The organism is Streptomyces sp. NBC_01515 (assembly GCF_045040345.1).
Taxonomy (GTDB): Bacteria; Actinomycetota; Actinomycetes; order Streptomycetales; family Streptomycetaceae; genus Streptomyces.
Window position 1 is genome coordinate 6,981,588 of sequence record NZ_CP109416.1, and the last position, 19,883, is coordinate 7,001,470.

The 19,883-nt window shown below is 69.6% G+C and carries 16 protein-coding genes; 11 read left to right on the plus strand and 5 right to left on the minus strand.

The features are described 5' to 3' along the window. Positions 1–266: 266 nt before the first annotated feature. From OG407_RS31805 to OG407_RS31815, 3 genes are all read right to left on the minus strand, one after another. Positions 267–1,442 carry an acyltransferase family protein gene (locus tag OG407_RS31805; RefSeq protein ID WP_405863012.1) on the minus strand — a complete coding sequence of 392 codons (1,176 nt, stop codon included), beginning with the start codon at positions 1,440–1,442 and terminating at the stop codon, positions 267–269. Positions 1,443–1,679: 237 nt separating this feature from the next. After that, positions 1,680–3,017 (minus strand): polysialyltransferase family glycosyltransferase, encoded by a 1,338-nt coding sequence (locus OG407_RS31810; RefSeq protein WP_405863013.1) that lies wholly within the window; start codon positions 3,015–3,017, stop codon positions 1,680–1,682. Then, entirely contained in the window at positions 3,014–3,991 is a 978-nt protein-coding gene (locus OG407_RS31815) for a glycosyltransferase family 2 protein (RefSeq protein WP_405863014.1), read from the minus strand. Before OG407_RS31815 ends, OG407_RS31810 begins: the two co-directional genes overlap by 4 nt. A gap of 198 nt (positions 3,992–4,189) precedes the next feature. Between OG407_RS31815 and OG407_RS31820 the strand changes: the two genes are divergently transcribed. The 4 genes from OG407_RS31820 to OG407_RS31835 all read left to right on the plus strand — a co-directional run bounded on the left by OG407_RS31820 (position 4,190) and on the right by OG407_RS31835 (position 8,966). Next, positions 4,190–5,500, plus strand: coding sequence for a DUF6716 putative glycosyltransferase (locus OG407_RS31820; RefSeq protein ID WP_405863015.1), 1,311 nt, complete (start codon positions 4,190–4,192; stop codon positions 5,498–5,500). Between the two features lie 62 nt (positions 5,501–5,562). Further along, the gene (locus OG407_RS31825; protein WP_405868713.1) at positions 5,563–6,864 is read left to right on the plus strand and encodes a cytidylyltransferase domain-containing protein; all 1,302 of its coding nucleotides are present in this window, start codon (positions 5,563–5,565) and stop codon (positions 6,862–6,864) included. Positions 6,865–6,878: 14 nt separating this feature from the next. Further along, a complete protein-coding gene (locus tag OG407_RS31830) occupies positions 6,879–7,817 on the plus strand; it encodes an N-acetylneuraminate synthase family protein (RefSeq protein WP_365310687.1) in 939 nt (312 codons plus the stop codon). A gap of 60 nt (positions 7,818–7,877) precedes the next feature. Beyond that, on the plus strand, positions 7,878–8,966 hold the full coding sequence (locus OG407_RS31835; RefSeq protein WP_405863016.1) for a hypothetical protein: 1,089 nt from the start codon (positions 7,878–7,880) through the stop codon (positions 8,964–8,966). Between the two features lie 44 nt (positions 8,967–9,010). On the opposite strand, the gene OG407_RS31840 is transcribed toward OG407_RS31835, so the two are convergent. Beyond that, positions 9,011–10,153, minus strand: a complete 1,143-nt coding sequence (locus tag OG407_RS31840; protein ID WP_405863017.1) for a Fic family protein — start codon at positions 10,151–10,153, stop codon at positions 9,011–9,013. A 23-nt stretch (positions 10,154–10,176) separates the two neighbouring features. Further along, positions 10,177–10,869 carry a class I SAM-dependent methyltransferase gene (locus OG407_RS31845; RefSeq protein WP_405863018.1) on the minus strand — a complete coding sequence of 231 codons (693 nt, stop codon included), beginning with the start codon at positions 10,867–10,869 and terminating at the stop codon, positions 10,177–10,179. 231 nt (positions 10,870–11,100) lie between these two features. On the opposite strand from OG407_RS31845, the gene OG407_RS31850 reads away from it, so the two are divergent. The 7 genes from OG407_RS31850 (at position 11,101) to OG407_RS31880 (ending at position 19,863) form a co-directional block, all read left to right on the plus strand. Then, positions 11,101–12,330 (plus strand): amidohydrolase, encoded by a 1,230-nt coding sequence (locus tag OG407_RS31850; protein WP_405863019.1) that lies wholly within the window; start codon positions 11,101–11,103, stop codon positions 12,328–12,330. A gap of 288 nt (positions 12,331–12,618) precedes the next feature. Then, positions 12,619–13,659 (plus strand): BMP family protein, encoded by a 1,041-nt coding sequence (locus OG407_RS31855; protein ID WP_405868715.1) that lies wholly within the window; start codon positions 12,619–12,621, stop codon positions 13,657–13,659. Positions 13,660–13,874: 215 nt separating this feature from the next. Beyond that, the gene (locus tag OG407_RS31860) at positions 13,875–14,933 is read left to right on the plus strand and encodes a BMP family protein (protein WP_405863020.1); all 1,059 of its coding nucleotides are present in this window, start codon (positions 13,875–13,877) and stop codon (positions 14,931–14,933) included. A gap of 445 nt (positions 14,934–15,378) precedes the next feature. Beyond that, entirely contained in the window at positions 15,379–17,073 is a 1,695-nt protein-coding gene (locus OG407_RS31865; protein WP_405868717.1) for an ABC transporter ATP-binding protein, read from the plus strand. Further along, complete coding sequence (locus OG407_RS31870) at positions 17,070–18,197, plus strand: ABC transporter permease (protein ID WP_405863021.1); 1,128 nt, start codon at positions 17,070–17,072, stop codon at positions 18,195–18,197. The genes OG407_RS31865 and OG407_RS31870 overlap by 4 nt, the downstream gene beginning before the upstream one ends. Next, on the plus strand, positions 18,194–19,456 hold the full coding sequence (locus OG407_RS31875; protein ID WP_327401742.1) for an ABC transporter permease: 1,263 nt from the start codon (positions 18,194–18,196) through the stop codon (positions 19,454–19,456). Before OG407_RS31870 ends, OG407_RS31875 begins: the two co-directional genes overlap by 4 nt. Then, positions 19,453–19,863, plus strand: coding sequence for a cytidine deaminase (locus tag OG407_RS31880; protein ID WP_405863022.1), 411 nt, complete (start codon positions 19,453–19,455; stop codon positions 19,861–19,863). Before OG407_RS31875 ends, OG407_RS31880 begins: the two co-directional genes overlap by 4 nt. The last annotated feature ends 20 nt before the right edge of the window (positions 19,864–19,883 follow it).

Here is a 19,883-nt window from a genome sequence, read left to right on the forward strand (position 1 = left end):
ATCTGCCCAATACCGCCCGCCCAAACGGGCCGTGAGGTGAACGACAGACCAATTCCTGTGAGTCCGTTGTGAGCGGCCCGGAATCGGCGAAGGCGAATTCGTCGGGCGGGCGAATTCGTCAGGCGTTGGTGCCGACGTGAAGAGTGCCATTGGGTGTGCCGGCGGCGTAGGTGCCGAACAGGGTTTCCCGTGAAAAAGCCCGCCGCGGCCGACAGTTGATATGTCGGCCGCGGCGGGCGCGGAGTTCTGCGGGGCCTGGCGTGCGGTCAGTCGCGCGGTGTCGACAGCAGTGTGCGCAGTCGTGGTGTCAGCCGTTCCTCCACCACGCGGTTCAGCACCCAGGCCAGGGTGAGCATCGTGACGACGGTGAGCAGGACGGTCGCGTACGACGGGATGCCCAGGGTCTGGTGGTAGGCCTTGATGGCGACCCAGCCCAGGTGTTCGTGGACGAGGTAGAAGGGGTACGTCAGCGCGCCCGCGACCGTCAGCCAGCGCCAGTTCGCCCAGCGCATCCAGCCGAGGGCGATCGCGGCGACAGCGACGTAGCCGAAGGTGACGACCAGGATGATGCCCCAGGCGGAGCGGTTGGAGAACGCCGTGTCGTTGGGCGCGTGCCACAGCTTCGCCACCGCGTAGTGCTGGCCGATCAGCCAGCTGACGGCGACGATGCCCCACGCGTAGGCGTCCTTGCGGTCGCGGTGCACGAGGTAGAGGCCGACGCCGCCGATGAAGTACGGCGCGTACTCGGGCATCAGGATGATGTCCAGCAGCGGCGACTTGGCGCCCTGCGTGATCGCGGCGGCGAGCGTCCAGCCGGCGCAGAACATGATCACGCGGCGCCGGTTCGCGCCGGGCAGCACCACGCACAGGGCGAACAGGGCGTAGAAGCGGATCTCCGCCCACAGCGTCCAGCACACGCCCAGCACCCGGTCGACGCCCAACGGCATCTGCAGCATGGTCAGGTTGACCAGGAGGTCGCTCGGGGCAGCCGCCTTGTACGCCACCATCGGCAGCGCGAAGACACCCGTGATGATGAGGATCGCCGCCCAGTACGCGGGCAGCAGCCGGGAGGCGCGGGAGGCGAAGAAGGAGCGCAGCGGGCGGCCCCAGCCGCTCATGCAGATGACGAAGCCGCTGATCACGAAGAACACCTGCACGCCGAGGCAGCCGTACGAGAACAGCGTGTGCAGCGTGGGGAACTGGTGCTTCGGCGAGGAGCCCCACGCCCGGGCGACGTCACCGTCCCGGCCGCCGTAGTGGTAGGCCGCCACCATCAGCGCGGCGACCAGGCGCAGCCCGTCCAGGGCGCGCAGCCGGGTCTCCCGGCGTTTGGGCGGCCGCGGCGGTTCGGCCGGGGGAACCGCGTCGGCGGTCGGCGGGAGGACGGCGCGGACCACGGTGCCCGTCGGGTTCTCCCGGGTGTCCGCGGGCGTGTCGATCACAGGTTTCCCCTCGATGGGACTGGGCTGGGTCTCAGCACACTAGTCCGAGATCCGGGCGGGTTTACGCCTCGGACGCGACCCTTCGTCACCCTGTCCCCGGCCGTTCACCCAGGCTTCGTCTTGGCGTACACAACCTCATGGGGCCACCGCTACGGCCCCCGTGTAGGGAGCCCGGAAAACAGCGCGGGCCGGCTCCAGGGGAGCCGGCCCGGCGGTGTGTTCGCGTGTCCCCGTGGGTCAGCGGCTCACGGTCCGCTTCAGCAGCCGCGCGCGCCGCGCGACCCGGCGCACGGTCGCGTTGCGCGGGATGAACGCGAGCTGGGACGGTACCGCGCCGGGCAGCGCCAGCGAGGTGAGGCGCTTGCGCTTGAAGTAGCGCCAGCTGTGCGAGTCCAGGCGCCGGGTCAGATAGGCCTCGGCGGCCGGGCGCAGGTTCGGGTAGATCTTCGGCTGCATCGCGTAACCGACCGCCTGGACCAGCTCGTTCAGCGTCGCCACGGCCATGCCCGGACGCTGCTCGGCGACCGCCGCACGGTCCGACAGCTCGGGCAGCAGTGCGTCGACCACCGTCACCGGCACCCGGTTGCTGTTCTCGTACGGCGTCAGCCGGTCCAGCAGCGTGGCTGTGCCGACCCGGGCCACCGGGAGGCCGTAGAGCGCACTCGCGGTGAGCAGCGCCGTCGAGAAGCAGCCGACGACCAGGACGGGCCGCAGCCGCTGGTAGAGGACCTCGGCGAGGACCGGGGTGTCCAGGACCGTGAGGTCGGCGCCGAGCTTCCCGGCCTCCTCCTCCAGTGCGCGCGACCAGCGGGCCGGCGCCGAGGGGTGCGGCTTGAACACCACGCGGGTGTGGCCGAGTTGGACCACGCCGCGCAGCATCCGGACGTGCAGGTCCTCTTCCTCCTCGGCGGTGAGGATGTCGAGCGCGGAGAGGTACTGGCCGAGCAGCAGGGCGGGTTCGTCGGGGAGCGCGGGCAACTCCCCGGCGGTGTCGCCGAGTTCGGACAGCACCTTCACGAAGGCGTCGGTCGGCACGATCTCCGGCTCGACGCCGAACTCGGTGAGGAGCAGCGGGACCAGACCCGGGACCAGGTCCAGGTGGAGCAGGCGGTCCACCCGGGTGCCGACCAGCGGGTCGATCTTGTTGCGGGTCGGGCCGTAGCTCATCAGGCCGTCGGCGTAGACGGTGACGGGGGCGCCGGTGAAGATCTGACTGACGCCGAGCGCCGGGTTGACCTGGATCGACTCGACGACCAGTTCCACGTCGTCGTCGCCGAGGTTCCACAGGAGCCGCAGGTGGCGCTCCCACATCGGGACGTCGTCCAGGCGCGGGGCCCAACCGCCGGGGTGGAAGGGGGAGATGGTCTCGTTCCACGACAGCACGTCGTCGAAGCGTTCCCGCAGCCGGTCGAAGCCGGGTGCCTCGTCGAGGCCGGGTGTGGTCTCGGGGGTCGCCGCGTTGTTGCAGACCAGGAGGATGCGCCGGTCCGCCGGGCGGAAGCACTCGGAGTCGAGGGCGGCGGCGAGCGTGGCGGTGCCGTACAGCGTCGACGCCAGGAAGATCTGGGTGGTCACGCGGCGGCCCCCGCGGCGGCGGGACGGCGGCGCAGTCGGCGCAGCCTCGTCGCGCGCTGGATGTCCATGGAGTCGAGCGCCTCGTCCACCACGTCCTGCGGCATGCGCCGCAGCGCGACGGCGCTCATCGACTTCAGTTTTCTCGCCACCGCCGGCTCGAACCTTTCGATGGATCCCAGATGATGGGAAATGATTGCGCAATAGGTACGGACGGCCTTGGGGAGCAGTTTCGCCGCGTCCCGGTCCTGCGCCGTTTCCTCGATGACCTGGTCGAACGCGCGAATGAAATCGAGTTGGCGGACGTCCCCGATCTGGGTGAGCGAGGAGGCGACCCCGCGCCGGTAGAAGACACCGAGCAGGTTCACCGCGGCGAACGATTCCGCCTCCCGGTGCAGCTTCCAGATCCACGGCCGGTCCTCGGCCGTGCGCAGCCCGTCGGTGAAGTGCAGCAGGCCGCGGTCGACCAGCCGGCGGTGGTAGATCCCCGCCCAGGCGTACGCGTAGTCGACGGAGGTGGACCGGTCGGCGGGCAGGATCGCCTCGCGCGGATTCATCACGACCCCGCGCCGGCCGTGCGGCACACGGTTGATGGTGCGGGCCCGCGCGGTGCACTGGACATGGTCCGTGCGCACGAAGTCGCAGCCCAACTCCTCGATGGCGTCCACCAGTTGGGGGAAGTAGCCGGGGGCGAGCCAGTCGTCCCCGTCGAGAAACGTCAGGAACTCCCCCCGGGCCCTGTCGATCCCGGTGTTGCGCGCGGTCGCCAGTCCTCCGTTCTTCTCGTGTCGGACATGCACCGCTCCTGGCAGCTCGCGCTCCGCGCGCGCGAGAATGTCCGGTGTCCCGTCGCGCGAGCAGTCGTCGACGAGAATGAATTCGAAGTCCGCGCGCGCGTTCGCCCGCAGACTCTTGAGCGTGTCGGGCGCGTATTGCTGCACGTTGTAGAACGGCACGATGACGGAGAGCTTGACCACGCAGACGACGTTAGGGGGCGGCCCGTCATCCGTCTTTACCTTCACCTTGATATTGGATGAACGACACGTGGCGAACCTATGAAGCGGACAGGTTTTCGCGCTCCAGGCGCCCTGATTCGCCATTCGGCGGTGTGCTGTTAACCGTTTGTTGCCTTCGGGTTGGGCCGATCAACGGAATGGCTTCCTAGCGTCTTCGGTGTGCCAGCAAGTGCAACGCAGACCCTGCGAGTCGCCGTCCTCGCGGATTCCGACACCCGGTGGAAATGGGGTTCGCTCACCGCGAACCGTATTGCTCCGTCGAATTCGGACATCTCTTTGGACGGGTACCTTCTGCGGGGTCGTGCCACCCCAACAGCCCGCCAGCTGAAGGAAGTCGGCGTCACCGCCGACTCCCTCCGCGAGGTGACCGCCGTCGAGTTCCTGCGCGCCATGGAGAGGGAGCCGTACGACCTCCTCGTGCTCTCCCTCGTCGGCGGCGGGGTCCAGGCGATGCTGCACGGACTGGCCCGCGCCTGGGACGGGCGCACCGAGCGCCCCGTGGTCGTCACCGGCTATGTCGGTGTCGTCTACGAGAAGCTCACCGACGGCCTGCTGCTGCGGCACGGCGCGGACCTCGTGCTCGCCAACTCCCGCCAGGACGCGGACCGTTTCACGGCGGTCTACGACGGGGTCGGCGCCGACTCCTCGGCGGTCACCGAGGTCGCCCTGCCGTTCCTCGGCGGGGACGCCTACACCGGTGAGCGCGACCCGTACACGGTCGTCTTCGCCGTGCAGCCCTCGGTGCCCGACAACCGCCGGGACCGCGACTACCTGCTCAACCGGGCGATCCAGCACGCCCGTTTCCACCCGAACCGCGAGGTGCTGCTCAAGCTCCGCTCCAAGCCGGGCGAACACACCACGCACATCGAGGAGTTGCCCTACCAGAAGCTGGTCCAGGGCAAGGACCTCCCCGCCAACTTCAGCCTGGTGTACGGGCACATGGGCGACGTGCTCGACCGCACCGACCTCCTGGTCACCATCAGCTCGACGGCCGCCCTGGAGTCCCTGCACCGCCGTATCCCCACCGTCGTGCTGACCGACCTCGGCATCCGCGAGGGGCTCGGCAACCACCACTTCGTGGGCTCCGGGTGCCTCGCCTCCTGGGACCAGCTCGACGCCGGGTACAAGCCGGTGCCGGACGCGGAGTGGGTGGCCCGGCAGGGCGTCGCCGCCGAGGGGTCGTACGAGACGGCCTTCGACGCGGCCCGGGAGCGCATCGCCAAGCTGCTGGCCGGTGACGGGATGCCCGCGCTGACCCCGTACTACACGCCCGAGACCGCCCCCGGCTATCTGCCCGGCATCCTCGCCCGCCACCACCTCGGCCCGGACGGCACCCCGCTGCCCGGCGCCCCGGCCGCGGACAAGGCGCCCGGTCCCGTCCGGCAGATCGTGCGCCGGGCCGCGCGCGGCGCCTACCGCCACGGCGTGCAGCGCGTGGCGCCCGTCATCCGCCGGATGGGGGAGCTGTGAACGCCAGAGCCGCGAACGCCAAGACTTCCGCTCAAGGAGCACATCCCATGGGAGTAGAGCCCATGTCCAACTCGCAAGCAGGGCAAGGCGCTTCGGTGCGCCGGGTGCTCGCGGTGATCCCCGCGCGCGGCGGCTCCAAGGGCGTCCCCGCCAAGAACCTCGCCCCCGTCGGCGGAGTACCGCTGGTGGCCCGCGCGGTGCGTGAGTGCCGGGCCTCGCGGCTGGTGACGGACGTGGTCGTCTCCACCGACGACCAGGCCATCGCCGCCGCCGCCCGCCAGGCCGGCGCCGAGGTCGTGCTGCGGCCCGCCGCCATCGCCGGCGACACCGCGACCTCCGAGGCCGCCGTCCTGCACGCCATGGACGCCCACGAGGCGCTGCACGGCGCGGCCGTGGACGTGGTCCTGCTCGTGCAGTGCACCAGCCCCTTCATCGTCCGCGAGGACGTCGACGGCATCGTGAACGCGATCGTCGTGAACGGCGCCGACACCGCGCACACCGTCGCCCCCTTCCACGGCTTCGTGTGGCGCGACGCCGACGACGAGGCGACGACGGTCGTCGAGCCGACGCGCATGGGTGAGGTCGGGGGCGCCACGAAGGTCGCCAACCCGCCTGTCACCAGCGGCGGTTACGGCGTCAACCACGACAAGTCGTTCCGCCCGCGCCGCCAGGACCGCCCCCAGGACTTCCTGGAGACCGGCGCCGTCTACGGCATGGACGCGGCCGGCTTCCGCAAGGTCGGCCACCGCTTCTTCGGCCGCACGGAACTCGTCAGGACCGACCCCGCACGGGTGTTGGAGATCGACGATCCCCACGAGCTGGCCAGGGCAAGGGCGTTGGCGCCGCTCTTCGACGCCGACCGCCCCGGCTCGCTCCCGACCGCCGACGACATCGACGCGGTCGTACTCGACTTCGACGGCACCCAGACCGACGACAGGGTGCTGATCGATTCCGACGGACGGGAGTTCGTCTCCGTGCACCGCGGAGACGGCCTCGGCATCGCGGCCCTGCGCAAGACCGGGCTCAAGATGCTGATCCTGTCCTCGGAGCGGAACCCGGTCGTCGCCGCCCGGGCCCGGAAGCTCCAGCTCCCGGTCCTGCACGGCATCGACCGGAAGGACCTCGCACTCAAGCAGTGGTGCGAGGAGCAGGGCATCGCGCCGGAGCGCGTGCTCTACGTCGGCAACGACGTCAACGACCTCCCGTGCTTCGCCCTCGTGGGCTGGCCCGTGGCGGTCGCGAGCGCCCACGACGTCGTACGCGGCGCCGCACGCGCGGTCACCACCGTGCCCGGTGGCGACGGCGCTGTCCGAGAGATCGCCAGCTGGATCCTCGGCCCCTCTCTCGATTCCCTCACCAAGTAAGGAAACCCGCTGTCATGAGCAACAACTCCCGTCTGCGCCAGTTCGGTTCGAAGACCGCAGGCCCCGGCCACCCCGTCTACGTCGTCGGCGAGATCGGCATCAACCACAACGGTGAGCTGGAGAACGCCTTCAAGCTGATCGACGCCGCCGCCGAGGCCGGCTGCGACGCCGTCAAGTTCCAGAAGCGCACCCCGGAGATCTGCACCCCGCGCGACCAGTGGGACATCGAGCGCGACACCCCCTGGGGCCGCATGACCTACATCGACTACCGCCACCGCGTGGAGTTCGGCGAGGACGAGTACCGCCAGATCGACGAGTACGCCAAGTCGAAGAACATCGACTGGTTCGCCTCCCCGTGGGACACCGAGGCCGTCGCATTCCTGGAGAAGTTCGACGTCCCGGCCCACAAGGTCGCCTCCGCGTCGCTGACCGACGACGAGCTGCTCCGCTCCCTCCGCGCCACCGGCCGTACGGTCATCCTCTCCACCGGCATGTCGACGCCGAAGCAGATCCGCCACGCGGTCGAGGTCCTCGGCAGCGACAACATCCTGATGTGCCACGCCACTTCGACCTACCCGGCGGTGGCCGAGGAGCTCAACCTCCGCGTCATCAACACCCTCCAGGCCGAGTACCCGAACGTGCCGATCGGCTACTCCGGTCACGAGACGGGCCTGCAGACCACCCTCGCCGCGGTCGCGCTCGGCGCCGCCTTCGTCGAGCGGCACATCACCCTCGACCGCGCCATGTGGGGCTCGGACCAGGCCGCCTCCGTCGAGCCGCAGGGCCTGACCCGCCTCGTCCGCGACATCCGCACCATCGAGGCCTCCCTCGGCGACGGCGTCAAGAAGGTCTACGAGTCGGAGCTCGGCCCGATGAAGAAGCTGCGCCGCGTCAACGGCGTGGTGGCCGAGGCGGAGATCGCCGCGGCCGCGGGCGAGCCCGTCGCGGTCTGAGCCTGAACCATCAAGCGCCAGCGCCAGCGTCACTTACGGTCACGGGACGGTCGTACGACAATGAGCCCCCACGCCGGCACCGCCGGCCTCACCCCCCACACTCTCGCGTTCGTGGAGAGTCCGGTACAGCTTCTGAACGTGCTGGAGTGGGCGCACCTGCGTGCGCCCCGGGCCGAGGAGGCACCCGGCGGGGGGCTCACCCTCGTGGTCCTGTCACCGACCGACCCGATGACCCGCGGCCAGCTGCGCCGCATGGCCGACCTCGCCCGCGACGAGGGCCACACCGTGCGCTGGGAGGAGGCGCGGGGCGGACCCCTGGCCCCCTTCCAGACCATCGGCGGCCTCACCCGGCTCCTCCGCCGGGCGGACCGGATCGTCATGGGCGACCCGTTCTCGCGCTACGTACAACTGCTGCTGACCATCACCAAGGCACGCGACCTGGTGGTGGTCGACGACGGCACCGCGACGATGGAGTTCGTCGCCCAGCTCGCCAGTGGCGAACGCCTGGTCCGCTGGCACCGCAAGGGTGGGCGCCCCGGCCCCCGCGACCTGATCTTCGCCCCGGTCTCCTCGGCGGCCCGCCGCCGCCTGACCCCGAGCACCCGCCGCAAGGTGGAGATCTTCTCGTCGATGCCGATCGAGACGACCCCCGAGGGCGTCACGATCACGGCCAACGCCTTCGCCTGGACCCGGGCCACCTTCGGCCCGCCCCGCATCACCAAGGGTGCGGACCTGGTGGGCACGTCCCTGGTGGAAACGGGAGTCGTCGACAACGACCGCTACCTGGAGGCGGTGGCCACCCTCGCCAAGACCCACGGCGCCACCCGCTATTTCGCCCACCGCCGCGAAAGCACCGAGAAACTCCACCGGTTGGCGGTGGAGACAGGCCTGGAGATCGTCCGCCCGGACCTCCCTCTGGAACTGATCGCCCGCCGCGGCCCCATCGGCCGCACGATCCTGAGCTTCCCGTCGACGGTCGTGCACACGTTGCCGCTGGCGTTGGTGGGTACGGAGGTGCGAGTCGCGGTGTGCGACATCGACCCCGCGTGGCTGACGGAGAACGCCTCGCCCCGCGCGCAGGGGTTCCTGTCGGGGGTCACGGGGACGGCGCGGGATGTGCATCGGCTGTCGGCGGTGACGGCGGCGTAGTCGCGGAGGAAGAACCCTCTGCCACGGCTGCGTCACCCCGAGGATCACCGCTCTCGGCGATAAGGGTCCGCGTACGGCTCCAGGGACTGGCGGACCTCGTTCCGGACGGGGTTCATGAGCGGGCCGGGCGCGTAGTAGCGGGCACGGGCCTTGCCGTGGGGGACGAGCCAGCCACGAGCCACGAGTTCGCGGACGTCGCGGATGGCTTGCTGATCGCTGAGGTCGGCGTCCTGCTGGTAGACGGTGCGGCGGACCTTGGCGTCGGAGAAAGCGGGGAGAAGGGCGTAGACGACACGCTCGTCCAGACCGGTTGCTTCGACGGCCTCGACGAGGTGGGTCCAGGCGCGGGACATCACGTCGAAGCGCCGCTGTGCCTGCTGGGCCTGTCGGTGGTGGGCGGTCAGGCAGAACCGGATCCAGGGGCGGGTGTCCCGTTCGGGGCTCCAGCGCGGACCGCCCACATCCTGCAGGATCTGGTAGTAGGCGTAGGTGTTCTGGCCGCGGCCGAGCCACTCCTCGATCGAGGAGAACTCGGGCGGCATCAGGGCCTCGCGGGAGAAGACCAGCGTGGAGAGGGCGCGGGACATGCGTCCGTTGCCGTCCTTCCACGGATGGATCTTGACGAGGTTGAGGTGGGCCATGGAGGCGCGCACGTGGACCGGTGCGTCGCGATCCCCTTCATTGAGCCACTCGACGAACTCCCGCATCAGCGGCGGGACTTCGTCGTGGCCGGGTGCGGTGTAGGCGGGCACCAGGGGATCGTCGGGGCTGGTGACGTAGACGGGGCCGTCGCGCCAGCGGCCGGGACGCTTGTCGAGGTGGTGGCCCTGGAGCATGAAGTGCAGACCGTTGAGCAGCCCGGCGTCGTACCGGAAGTCGTCACCGGCGTCGGCGAGGGCCTGGATGTAGGTCATGCCCCGCTGGTAGCCCTCAAGCTCCGCGCGGGTCCGGTCCCCGGTCTCCAGGGGTTCCTCGCCGGACATGAGGGCTTCCACGTCGTCGACTGTCGCGGCATACCCCTCGATGGTGTTCGAGCCGGCGATCGCGCGGGCGGTGAGGTTGCGCCGCAGCTGCCGTGTCCACCGGGGAGTGGCCCGCAGCAGATGTCGGAGGGCGCGGCGCATGGTCTCGATCTCGTCGAGGGCGCGCAGGTCGTCGGCGTCCAGGGAGGGGGTCACGTACAGCATGACGCAATGACACTATGATTGTGTCATGCGGTCAAGCTCGACCCCGCAGCCTTGTGAGCCAGCGCGAAAGCCCGCCCCCACTTCTGCTGCCCCTGCGGCTCGACGCGGGCCTGGGCGTACAGGCTCAGGCCCGCGTCCGTGAGGTACGTGGCGATCTCGGCCGGGGTGCGGAAGTAGTAGTCGAGGGAGATGTCCTGGCCGTAGCGCTCGGTCATGTGGATGTGTTCGCCCTCCGAGGCCTGGAACGCGAGCAGGACGTAGCCGCCCGGCCGTAGGACCCGGTGGAACTCGGCGAGGACGCCGGGCAGGTCGGCGTCCGGGATGTGGATCGTGGAGTAGAGGGCGATCAGGCCGCCGAGGGTCGCGTCCGGTACGTCCAGGGATGTCATCGAGCCGACCCGGAACCGGAGTTGGGGATGCGCCTCGCGGGCCAGCGCCACCATGTGCGGGGAGAGGTCGATGCCGAAGGCCTGGAGGCCGAGGGCGTTCAGGCGCGCGGTCACGTAGCCGGGGCCGCTGCCGATGTCGGCCACCTGTGCCTCGCCCGCAGCCGCCGTACGGACGAGCTCGGCGAAGGCGGTCAGCAGGCCGGTCTCGACGGGGCCCTCACCCAGGCCGTCCGGATGCTCGGCGCCATAAGCCGGCGCGATCGCGTCGTAGGAGGAGCGGGTGGCCTCTATGAAGTCCGCGTTCGGAGCCGCGTTCGGGTCGGTCACGTCGGCGGACCCTACCAAGGGACGCGTCGGGTGACCGTGTCCGTGATGCGGACGGGGTGAGCCGTGCTGGGGTGAGGCGTGGTATCCCAGAAGGAGCAGGGAGTTTACCCATCTCCACTAGCGGCTATGCGGTCGGCGGTCAGATTTTCTTCGACTAACGGGTTGAACTTTTGTTGATCGAGGGTCAGTTGACCACCCGGGCGCCCTACCCTTCAGAGGGTGAAGCAATTGATGTCACCAGAGTCCGAGGCAGAGTCCGAGGCCGAATCCGTCGGGAATGTGCTTCCGGGCACCCTGTCGGAGACCTTGCGTGCCGAACTCGTCGCGTTCCGGCGGGACTTGCACATGCACCCCGAGCTGGGCAACCAGGAGTTCCGGACCACCGCGGCGATCAAGGCGCGGCTGGAACTGGCCGGTCTCGAACCCCGGGTCCTCGCCATGGGTACCGGGCTCGTCTGTGACATCGGACCCCGCGACACCGCCGTACCCATGCTCGCGCTGCGCGCCGACATCGACGCCCTGCCCATCCCGGACACGAAGAGTGAGTGCGCGTACCGCTCCACCGTGCCCGACCGCGCCCACGCCTGCGGCCACGACATCCACACCACCGTCGTGCTCGGCGCGGGCCTCGTGCTGGCCCGGCTGCACGAGCAGGGACTGCTGCCGCGTGCCGTACGGCTGCTCTTCCAGCCCGCCGAGGAGGTCCTGCCCGGCGGTGCCACCGACGCCATCGAGTGCGGGGTGCTGGACGGGGTCGGCCGGATCATCGCCGTGCACTGCGACCCCAAGGTCGACAGCGGGCGGATCGGGCTGCGCATCGGCCCCATCACCTCCGCCTGCGACCGGCTGGAGGTCTCCCTGGACGGCCCCGGCGGACACACCGCCCGGCCGCACCTCACCACCGACCTCGTCACCGCCGCCGCCCGCGTCGCCACCGACGTGCCCGCGATCGTCGCCCGAAGGATGGACGCGCGCAGCGGGGTCTCCGTGACCTGGGGGCGCATCGAGTCCGGCCACGCGCCCAACGTCATCCCGCAGCACGCCGAGCTGTCCGGCACCGTACGGTGTCTCGATCTCGACGCCTGGCGGCAGGCGCCCGACATCGTGCACGCGGCGATCGACGAGGTCGCCGGGCTGCACCGGGCCAAGTCCGCGATCACCTACGTGCGCGGGGTGCCGCCCGTCGTCAACGACGCGCTCGTCACCGAGCTGCTGCGGGACGCGATGACCGCGCGCCGCGGCCCGCTCTCCGTCGAGGACACCGAACAGAGCCTGGGCGGCGAGGACTTCTCCTGGTACCTGGAGCACGTGCCCGGCGCCATGGCCCGGCTCGGCGTGCGGACCCCGGGGGAGCGCACCGTACGGGATCTCCACCAGGGCGACTTCGACGCCGACGAGTCCGCGATCACGGTCGGCGTGGAGCTGTTCACCGCCGCCGCACTGATCGACGGCGCGATCTGAGCGGAACGCCTCGGCCCAGGTGGACGTAGGGGCGCCCGTTCGGTACCCCTACGTCCCCTTGTGTCACCCGGGTGTAACCACCGGCGCGTGAACGTAACGCGACGGCGGCACGATCCGGTAACGGCGAGGAGAAACACCGTTCCCCTCCTCGTCTACGCGCGTTACTGTGCGCGGAAATCGCCACAGAGGCGGCGGCTTGGGGAAGCGGTCCGGTGACGGTGCCGTGAGGACGAAGGAGTGCTTGCTGTGCGTCAGACAACTCGGAGGACGAAGTTCTCCCAAGCAGCGGTGGCCGTCACGGTCATCGCCCTCGCGGCCACCGCCTGCGGTAGCTCCAGCAAGGACGCCGACAAGGCGAGCGACACCTCGTCGTCCTCGTCCGGCAAGTACACCGGCAAGGGCATCGGCCTCGCCTACGACGTCGGCGGCAAGGGCGACCAGTCCTTCAACGACGCCGCGTACGCCGGTTTCCAGAAGGCCGAGAAGGAGTTCAAGCTCACCGGCCGCGACATCGAGCCGCAGGACAACGAGTCCGACGCGGACAAGGTGCAGCGCCTGGAGAGCCTGGCCACGGCCGGCTACAACCCGGTGATCGGTGTCGGCTTCGCCTACGCGCCCGCTGTCAAGGAGGCCGCGGCGAAGTTCCCGAACATCACCTTCGGCATCATCGACGACGAGCAGGACAAGGCCGCGAACGTGGCCGACCTCGTCTTCCACGAGGAGCAGTCCTCGTACCTGGCGGGCGTCGCCGCGGCCAAGGCGACCAAGAAGAACCACATCGGCTTCATCGGTGGCGTGGACGTCCCCCTCATCCACAAGTTTGAGGCCGGCTTCGACCAGGGCGCCAAGTCCGTCAACCCGAGCATCAAGATCGAGTCGCAGTACCTGACGCAGACCGCGGCCCAGGGCGGCTTCTCCAGCCCCGACAAGGGCAAGGACGCGGCGAGCGGCCAGATCGACGCGGGCGCGGACGTCATCTACGCCGCCGCCGGTCTCTCCGGCCAGGGCGTCATCTCCGAGGCCTCCGCCAAGGGCATCTGGGCCATCGGCGTGGACTCCGACCAGTACAACCAGAAGGCGCTCGCCAAGTACAAGGACGCCATCCTCGGCTCGGCCCTGAAGAACGTCGGCGGCGCCGTCTACGACCTGGTCAAGTCGGTCTACGAGGGCAAGCCCAAGACCGGCGTGATCCGCTACGGCCTCGACAACGACGGCGTCGGCTTCGCCGACTCCAACCCGAAGTACAAGGCGATGACCGCCGCCGTGGCCGCGGTGGACAAGGCCAAGGCGGACATCGTCTCGGGCAAGATCACCGTCAACACCAAGTAGTACGACCCGCTACGACTAGCCCCTCCGGGCATCGTTGCAGCCGGACGCCCCTTGCCTCCCGCAAGGGGCGTCCGGCTGTCCGTACGCTGGCCACCATCTGTGGCCACAGCTCTATAACGGACCGGACAGATGGGGTTTTCCGTCTGGTCTACGCGCGTTACGCTGCGGCGGAACCAGCGCCTGGTTTGGGCGCTTGCACGAAGGAGTCTCGTTCCATGCGCCGGGTGTCCCGAATCGCGGTTGCAGGCGTTGCAACCGCAGCTCTTGCAGTAACCGTCTCCGCCTGTGGCAGCTCGTCCAACGAGTCCACGACCAGCAGCAGCAGCTCCGGCACGTCCAAGGGAATCGGCCTTGCCTACGACGTCGGCGGCAAGGGCGACCAGTCCTTCAACGACGCCGCGTACGCGGGTCTCCAGAAGGCCGAGAAGGACCTCGGTGTCAGCGGCCGTGACGTCGAGCCGCAGGACAACGAGTCCGACGCGGACAAGACGCAGCGCCTGGAGACGCTCGCCAGGTCCGGCTACAACCCGGTGATCGGTGTCGGCTTCGCCTACGCCCCCGCCGTCAAGGAAGCCGCCGCGAAGTTCCCGAAGACCACCTTCGGCATCATCGACGACAACACCATCACGGCCTCGAACGTCGCCGACATGGTCTTCCACGAGGAGCAGTCCTCGTACCTGGCCGGCGTCACCGCCGCGCTGACCACGAAGTCGAACACGGTCGGCTTCGTCGGCGGCGTGGACGTCCCGCTGATCCACAAGTTCGAGGCGGGCTTCGAGCAGGGCGTCAAGGACACCAAGAAGGGCGTCACGGTCAAGGCGCAGTACCTGACCCAGACCCCCGCCCAGGGCGGCTTCTCCAGCCCCGACAAGGGCGAGGCCGCCGCCGACGGTCAGATCGAGGCCGGCGCGGACGTGGTCTACGCCGCCGCCGGTCTCTCCGGCCAGGGCGTCATCAAGTCCGCCGCCGCGCACAAGGTGTGGGCGATCGGTGTCGACTCCGACCAGTACAACCAGGCCGCGCTGGCCAAGTACAAGCCGTACATCCTCACCTCGGCGCTGAAGAACGTCGCGGGCGCGGTCTACGACCTCTCCAAGTCCGTCATCAAGGACAAGAAGCCCCTGAGCGGCGAGATCCGCGGCTCGCTGAGCAACGGCGCGGTCGGCCTGGCCGACTCGAACCCGACCTTCAAGAACAACGCCACCCTCCAGGCCGCGCTCGCGAAGGCCGAGGCGGGCATCAAGGACGGCTCGATCAAGGTCAAGACCTCCTGAACGGTCGGTTCTAGGCCAGTCACGACCATGGCCAAAAGAGCGCTGTAATGACAGCGTTACGGCCACGGAACGGGGTGTGGGGAGGATGTCTCTCCACGCGCCCCTGCCGTCGATCTCCCGCCTGCCGCGCGACGCCTGGCACGCACGCTCGCCGCGTTGCCGAAACGCCCACGTGGCTCCGCCACGAGGACGCTTCGGCGCCTTGCGATCGCACGCACCAGACGCCGCGCGGCCCGCCCTCCGGGCGGACGACGGGAGATCGACGGCAGGGACGCACCCCGTTCGCGCGGCAGAATGCTCGGAACGGATCGGATGCCAGACAGAAAACGATCAGGTCCGGGCACTATTTAAAGCAGGGGCGCTACGCGCGTAGAGAGGCCCCTTTCCACGAGGAGAGTTCGCCATCGACGCGTCCAGCAACCCTCCACTCGGCGATCAGTCGACGATCGCGGTCGAGCTGGTGGGGATCACCAAGCGATTCCCGGGTGTCGTCGCCAACAGCGACATCCGCCTCAGTGTCCGCAAAGGCACCGTGCACGCCCTGGTCGGCGAGAACGGCGCCGGCAAGTCGACCCTGATGAAGATCCTCTACGGCATGCAGAAGCCGGACGAGGGCACCATCGCCGTCGACGGCGAGCTCGTCACCTTCTCGTCCCCCGCCGACGCCATCGCCCGCGGCATCGGCATGGTCCACCAGCACTTCATGCTCGCCGACAACCTCACCGTCCTGGAGAACGTCGTCCTGGGCAGCGAGAAGCTGCACGGCATCGGCGGCGGCGCCCGCAAGAAGATCAAGGAGATCTCCGACCGCTACGGCCTGAACGTCCGCCCGGACGTCCTCGTCGAGAACCTCGGCGTCGCCGAGCGCCAGCGCGTCGAGATCCTCAAGGTCCTCTACCGCGGCGCCCGCACCCTGATCCTGGACGAGCCCACCGCCGTCCTGGTGCCGCAGGAGGTCGACGCCCTCTTCAGCAACCTGCGCGAGCTGAAGTCCGAGGGCCTCGCGGTCATCTTCATCTCGCACAAGCTCGGCGAGGTCCTCTCCGTCGCCGACGAGATCACCGTCATCCGGCGCGGCACCACCGTCGGCACGGCCGTCCCCTCCGCGACAACGCCCCGCCAGCTCGCCGAGATGATGGTCGGCAGCGAACTCCCCACCCCCGAGACGGCGGAGTCCACGGTCACCGACACCCCGGTCGTCGAGGTCAAGGGCCTCACCGTCTACGCGGCCGGCGGCGCCTCCCTGGGCGCCGAGTCCGAGCCCACCGCAGGCGGGCTCCTCGGCGACCTCGCCCCCGCGACCGGCACCGCCAAGCGCGTCCTGGACGACGTCACCTTCACCATCCACGCCGGTGAGGTCATGGGCATCGCCGGCGTCGAGGGCAACGGCCAGACGGAACTGATCGACGCGCTGATCGGCCTGAAGAACGCCGACTCCGGCTCCATCGGCTTCCTCGGCGACGACATCACCCCCTGGGCCACCCGCAAGCGCCGCGAACAGGGCATCGGCTACATCCCCGAGGACCGCCACCGCCACGGCCTCCTCCTGGAAGCCCCGCTCTGGGAGAACCGCATCCTCGGCCACGTCACCGAGAAGCCCAACTCGCGCGGTCGCCGGGGCCTCTGGCTCGACATCAAGGGCGCCCAGGCCGACACCCGCCGGATCGTCGAGGAGTACGACGTCCGCACCCCCGGCATCGACGTCACCGCCGCCTCCCTCTCCGGCGGCAACCAGCAGAAGCTGATCGTCGGCCGCGAGATGAGCCACAAGCCGAAGTTCCTGATCGCCGCCCACCCCACCCGCGGGGTGGACGTCGGCGCGCAGGCCGCGATCTGGGACCAGATCCGCGAGGCCCGCCGCGAGGGCCTGGCCGTGCTGCTCATCTCCGCCGACCTGGACGAACTGATCGGCCTGTCGGACACCCTGCGCGTGATCTACGACGGCAGGCTGGTCGCCGACGCAGACCCGGCCACCGTCACACCGGAGGAGCTCGGCTCGGCCATGACCGGCGCCGCGACCGGTCACCTCGAACACGTCGAGGAAGAAGCAGACGGCGCGGAGAGCACCGTAGAAAACGGCGCGGACAGCACCGTAGAAAACGCGGACGACACCGCCGCCCCGGAGGACGAGGCCCGATGAAGAAGTTCGACAAGGAGCGCGTGCTCCTCGCCGTGGCCGGACCGGTCATGGCGCTGGTCGCCGCGATCCTGCTGACCTCGGTCGTACTGCTCGCCTCGGGCAAGAACCCGATCGAGCCGTACAACCTGATGCTCCAGCAGATCGGGTACTCCGACGTCCAGGTGCTGATCATCAACCAGGCGTCGATGTACTACATCGCCGCCCTGGCGGTCGCCCTCGGCTTCCGGATGAACCTGTTCAACATCGGCGTCGACGGCCAGTACCGCCTCGGCGCCGTGATGACCGCGGTCGTCGGCGCGCACGTAGCGCTCCCGGCCGTCCTCCAGGTGCCGCTGCTGCTCCTGGTCGCCGTCCTCACCGGCGCCTTCTGGGCCGGCATCGCGGGTGTCCTCAAGGTCACCCGCGGGGTCAGCGAGGTCGTCGCCACGATCATGCTGAACGCGATCGCCACCAGCCTGATCCTCTACCTCACGCAGACCAACACCTGGGGCGTGCAGGTCGGCAACAACATGACGACCGGCATCATGAAGAAGTCCGGCTGGATCCCGGGCATCGACCTGGGCTCGGACGTCGGCGAGATCTACGGCCTGGTCTTCCTCGCCGCGATCATGGGCGTTCTGTACTGGCTCGTCCTCAACCGCACCCGCTTCGGCTTCGACCTGCGCGCCACCGGCGAGTCCGAGTCCGCCGCCGCGGCCTCCGGCGTCGACGCCAAGCGCATGACCCTCACCGCGATGCTGATCTCCGGCGGGGTCGCCGGCCTCGCCGGTCTGCCGCTGCTCCTCGGCGACAGCCACACCTACAGCCTCACCTTCCCCGAGGGCCTCGGCTTCACCGCCATCGGCATCGCCCTGCTGGGCCGCAACAACCCCGGCGGCATCGCGCTGGCCGCCCTCCTCTGGGCCTTCCTCGACAAGGCGTCGCCCGCCCTGGACTACGCGACCCCGGTCGCGTACCAGAAGGAGATCGCGACGATCATGCAGGGCCTGATCGTCTTCGCGGTCGTCATCTCGTACGAGGTCGTCCGCACCTGGGGCCTGCGCCGCCAGCAGAAGCTCGTCGGCGAGGAACTCGCCGCTGCCGCCCGCAACAACTCCGAGAAGAAGGAGGTGGCGGCCCGATGAGTACCGCGACCATCGCCAAGCCGCAGGCGCAGCAGCCCGGCAAGGGCGGCCGCCGTTTCTCGCTCCCCGTGCTCCTGCTGATCATCGCGGGCGCCCTGATCCTCACCTCGCTGGTCCGCGTGATCACCGGCGCGGACGGCATCACCTCCACCGGCCAGATGTCCACGGCCCTCCGGGCAGCGGTACCGATCGGCCTCGCCGGTCTCGGCGGCCTCTGGGCCGAGCGCGCGGGCGTCGTCAACATCGGCCTCGAAGGCATGATGATCCTCGGCACCTGGTTCGGCGCCTGGGCCGGCTACCAGTGGGGCCCGTGGGTCGGCATCGTCTTCGGCATCATCGGCGGCTGCCTCGGCGCCCTGCTGCACGCGATCGCCACGGTGACGTTCAACGTCAACCACATCGTCTCCGGTGTCGCCATCAACATCCTGGCGCTGGGCACCACCCGTTACCTCTCGAAGTTCACCTTCGCCAACACCGAGCAGGGCTCCGCCAAGCAGTCCCCGCCGATCGACTCGCTCGGCACCTTCGACATCCCGGGCCTCTCCACCTGGCTGGACAAGCTCAACGAGAAGCACTGGTTCCTGCTCTCGGACATCGCGGGCCTCATCGGCGGCCTGATCACCGACCTCTCCCCGCTCACCGTCATCGCGGTGGCCCTCGTCCCGGCCACCTGGTGGGTCCTGTGGCGCACCGCCTTCGGCCTGCGCCTGCGCTCCTGCGGCGAGAACCCGGTGGCCGCCGAGTCCCTCGGCGTCAACGTCTACAAGTACAAGTACATCGCCGTGATCATCTCCGGCGGCTTCGCCGGCCTCGGCGGCGCCTTCCTGTCGATCGTCGCGTCCAACGTCTACCTCGACGGCCAGACCGGCGGCCGCGGCTACATCGGCCTCGCCTCGATGATCTTCGGCAACTGGATGCCGGGCGGACTCGCCCTCGGCGCGGGCCTGTTCGGCTACACCGACAGCCTCAACCTGCGCGGCGGCTCCACCAACGTCCACGCCCTGATCCTGCTGATCGGCTTCCTGCTGGTCGCCGGCTGCGCGTACATGGTCTGGAAGAAGCGCTACGTCCCCGCCGTCGTCACGGCTGTCATCGCGGCCCTGATGTTCGTCTGGTACGCCACCACCGACGACGTCCCGACCCAACTCGTCGGGGCCAGCCCCTACATCGTCACCCTGCTGGTGCTCTCGCTGTCCGCGCAGCACCTGCGGATGCCGAAGGCGGACGGCCTGCCGTACCGGAAGGGACAGGGCAAGTGACCTCGCCCACCGTCGAGTTGGCCGTCGACTGGGACGAGCTGCGGGCGGAGGCGCGGGAGGCGATGTCCCACGCGTACGCGCCGTACTCGGGCTATCCCGTAGGGGTGGCCGCCCGGGTCGACGACGGCCGCACGGTCTCCGGCTGCAACGTGGAGAACGCGTCGTACGGCCTCGGCCTGTGCGCCGAGTGCGGGCTGGTCTCCAACCTCCAGCGCACCGGCGGTGGCCGGCTGACGCACTTCACCTGCGTCGACGGCAAGGGCGACATCCTCGTCCCGTGCGGCCGCTGCCGGCAGCTGCTGTACGAGTTCGGCGGCCCCGGCCTGCTGGTGGAGACACCGGCGGGCATCCTGCCGCTCTCGGAGATGCTCCCGCAGGCCTTCGGGCCGGACCATCTCACCAGGTAACTCCCGTGCGGCCCCGCTGA